1 protein-coding gene and 1 pseudogene are annotated in these 3865 nt (G+C 75.4%); both read right to left on the reverse strand.

Features of this window, described 5'->3' with window-relative positions:
• Positions 1-3102 (reverse strand): BTAD domain-containing putative transcriptional regulator (locus AB0C29_RS37495; protein WP_360830810.1); only part of this gene is annotated, 3102 nt, incomplete at its 3' end.
• A 56-nt stretch (positions 3103-3158) separates the two neighbouring features.
• A pseudogene (locus tag AB0C29_RS37500) lies at positions 3159-3865 on the reverse strand (SARP family transcriptional regulator); the annotation flags it as partial.

Consider the following 3865-nt stretch of genomic DNA (forward strand, 5'->3'; position numbering starts at 1 on the left):
GACGCTCAGGGCCAGGCGCAGCGCGTCGGGCAGCCACTGGTGGCGCAGCATCATCGGGGCGTACTCGGGGGTCAGCAGGGGCGCGAGCTCCCGCAGGGCATCGGCCGGCCGGTCCTGCTGCTCCGCCACCAGGGCCCGGGCCACCAACAGGAAATCGCAGCTCTCCCGCTCGGCGTCGGTCACCGGCAGCGCGTTGGCGGCGTCCAGGTGCGCGGTGGCCAGACTCCGGTCCTCCCGATGACCGGCGATCAGCGCCGCGACGCCGTGCAGGAGCATCCCCACCGCGCCCGGCTCCCGCATCCCCAGGAAGGTGATCCCGGGTGCGTCGTCGGTGACCGCGCCGACCTCGGCCGTCGCGTCGTCCCACCGGCCCAGCCAGTAGTACTGCACCGCGGAGGCGACCTGGAGGGTGGCCGGCAGCCGGTGCCGGATGGCGAACAGGGCGGCCTCGCGCAGGGTCCGCTCCGCCTCGTCCAGCCGGTCCAGGTTCTGCAGTGTGAACATCCGGTTGTCCAGCAGGTCGAAGTACATGCCGGCGAACGTCGGGTGGTCCCGCATGATCTCCAGCGCGCGGTCGACGTACTCCAGCGCGCGTTCGTGGTCGCGGCGGATCGAGCTGGTCAGCCACGTCGTCTGCAGGGCGAAGGCGGCCTCGTACGGCTGTCCCGCCGCCACCGCCTCGTCGTGCACCTGCCGGGCTGTCCGGTCCGCCCGGTCCAGGTCGTCCAGCGGGCCGCGGCGGAAGTTGGCCAGCAGCACCCGGTGCCGGGTCCGCCAGATCTCCGGGGTGGCCGGGTCGTCGACCGCGCCGGTCAGCAGGTCGATCGCCTCGCCGGGGGCACCCTGGCGGAACCGCATGGCCGCCAGCAGCTGCCGCATCTCGGCCCGGTCGCCCGGGTCGGTCGCGGTCGCCAGCGCCTCGCGGGCCTCGGCGAGCGGGTAGCTGCCCTCCCGGAACTCCAGCTTCACCAGGGCGACGAGCAGGGTCTCCCGCTGCTGGGCGCCGGGCAGGCCGGTGGCCAGCACCTGCCTGATCAGCTCCCGGGCCGTCCGCGGCACCCGCTTGACCACCTCGGCGTGGTGCTCGGTGAGCCAGCCGACGACCCACGCGTCGAGCACCGGCGTCTCCGCCGCGAGCTGCTCGGCGACCCTGGTCACCGGGCTGCCGCCGCGGGCCAGCACCTCGGCCGTCTGGCGGTGCAGCTGGGAGCGGGTGGCGTGCGGGATGCTCGCGTACAGCGCCTCGCGCAGGAACGGGTGCCGGAACGCCAGCTCGGTGCCCGCGTCCACCACGACCGTGGCGGCCAGCGCCTCCTCGAGGTTCGCCATCAGGCTGAACGGCGGCCGCCCGGTCACCGCGATGACGTCGTCGACGGCGAACTCGGTGCCCAGCAGGGCCGCCAGCCGCAGCACCTCCTGGGTGTCGTCGGTCAGGAAGTCCAGCGTGGACCGGACCACGGCGAGCAGCGATCCGGGCACCTCCACCGGCACCGACCCGTCGATGTCGGCCCGGCCGTCCACGATCCGTACGGCACCCCGGCGGATCAGCGCCACCGCCGTCTCCCGGGCGAAGAGCGGGTTGCCCCCCGAACGGCCGGCCACCGCGCGCAGGTGCGGGCCGACCGGGGCGCCGACCACCGCGGCGACGAGCTCCTCGGTCGCCTCGGCGGGCAGCGGCCCCAGGCTCAGCACGTGCCCCTCGCGCAGCCGCACGCTGCGGCGCAACTGGGCCAGCTCGCGCCCGTTGGGCTCCGGCCGGGCCGCCGCGACCAGCAGCAGCGGCATGTGCCGGGTCGCCGCGACCAGCCGGTCCCAGAGCAGCACGCTGGCCTCGTCGGCCCACTGCATGTCGTCCACGACCAGCACGATCGGCGTGATCGCGCAGGCGGCCCGCAGGTAGGCGAGCACCCGTTCGGCCGCGATGGCCGGCCCGGCGTCGTCGTTCTCACCGCTGCCGGGCGCGTGCAGCTCGGTGGCGATGGTGGCGCGCCGGGGATCCTCCGACGTCGGCGCGAGACCCAGCGCGCGCGTGAGGACCTGGAGCGGCGTGTGCCGGTCGAGCTCGCCGGCCACACCCCAGAAGAGGCCGCAGCCGGCCTCGTCGGCGTCGGAGAGGGCGCGGGTCAGCACCTCGGTCTTGCCGATGCCCGGCTCACCCTCGATCCACACCGCCGCGCCGGTGCCCTGCGCCGCCGCCCGGACCAGGCCGCGCAGCAGCTCGACCTCGTCGCCGCGGCCGACCAGCGGCCGGTCGGTCAGCCCGTCGCGGATCGCCCGCGCGACCTGGATGGGCACCACCGCGGCCGGCAACGCGGGCGGCTCGGTCGCGGCCATCGAGCCGTCCAGCACCCGGCGTTGCAGCTCGCGCAGCGCGGGGCCCGGCTCGACGCCCAGCTCGGCCACCAGCACCCGGCGAGCGGCCTGGAACGCCTCCAGCGCCTCGGCGCCGCGGCCGGCCCTGTACAGCGCCTGGATCAGCAACTCGTGCAGTGGCTCGTGCAGGGGATGGGCACGGACCAGCCCGGCGAGCTCGGCGATCAGGCCGTCGTCGCCCAGCTCCATCGCGATGCGGGCCCGCCGCTCCACGGCCGCCAGGCGCTGCTCGGCCAGGCGGGTCCGCTCCAGCTCGATGCGGTCGCCGGAGATGCCCGCGTACGCGTCGCCGTGCCACAGCTCCAGGGCCTCGTCGAGCACGCACGCCGCCGCCCCCGGATCGCCGCCCGCCTGCAACTCCTCGGCCCGGGTGCAGAGCTCGGCGAACCGGTCGCTGTCCAGGTGCCCGGCCGGGATCCGCAGCGAGTAGCCGGCCGGACCGGAGGTCAGGACCTCGGCTGCCGGCGGGCGCTCCGGGCCACCGGCGAGCACCCGGCGCAGGCCGGAGATGTAGGTGTAGACGCTGCCGGGTGCCGTGGCGGGCGCGGCGGCCCCCCACACCGCCTCGATGATCTCGTCCCGGCTGACCAGGCGGTTGGCGTCCGCGACCAGCACCGCGAACAACGAACGCTGGCGGGCCGGGCCGAGGTTGAGCTCCTGGTCGCCGTACCAGGCGCGCAGCGGGCCCAGGACGGAGACGCGGAGCTGCTCGTACGCAGGATCCGGCATCTCTCCTCCGTTTCCGCCGCGGGAGCGTGCCTCACTCCGAGGAGACCACGGGCCGCTCAACGGATAACAGAAACTCTGTCACCCAGCAGGGCCGTCCGGCTGAGATGCGGCGCGGTCGGCTCGCCCGGCAGGTGCGGCCGGAGCCGGTCGATGAGCGAGCGGAACCGGTGCAGCCACGGGTCCGGCAGCCGGCGCGCACTCAGCACGGCCCGGGCCACGTCGGCCGCGGCGACGTGCTCACCCAGCCGGTCGTGACTGCACGCCATGATCCACTGCATCTCGGCCTCGAGCCGCACGTCGGTGGTGCGGGCGGCGACCCAGCCGGCCTCGGCGACCGCGTTCTCGCGCTGGCGGTCGAGCAGGCGGGCCAGCCAGGCGGTCAGGTCGAGCCGGGTCTCCTCGTCCAGGGCGTACTCCGTGCGTACGCGCTTGAGCATGCTGATCGCCACCTGCGGGGCCCGCGCCGAGAGCTGCTCGATGTGCTCGGCCAGCCACCGGCTGGCGCTGCTGTCCAGCGGCACCGGGCCGGCCAGCAGCTGGCCGACGACCCGCTCCGGAGCCCCGCCGACCTGGGCGATCTTCTCGGCGAAGGAGCGGTGCAGCATGATCCGCAACGCCGCCGGGGTGCTCTCGTGCAGCACCCGGGCCACGATCCGGTGCCGGAAGACCAGGGTGTCGGGGTCGTCGGTGAGCACACCCGCGGCCCGGGCCGGCGCCGTCACCGACCACCCGCCCGCGGAGCTGCAGCGGGTGCTGCGGCCGG

Source organism: Actinoplanes sp. NPDC048791 (assembly GCF_040650095.1).
GTDB lineage: Bacteria > Actinomycetota > Actinomycetes > Mycobacteriales > Micromonosporaceae > Actinoplanes.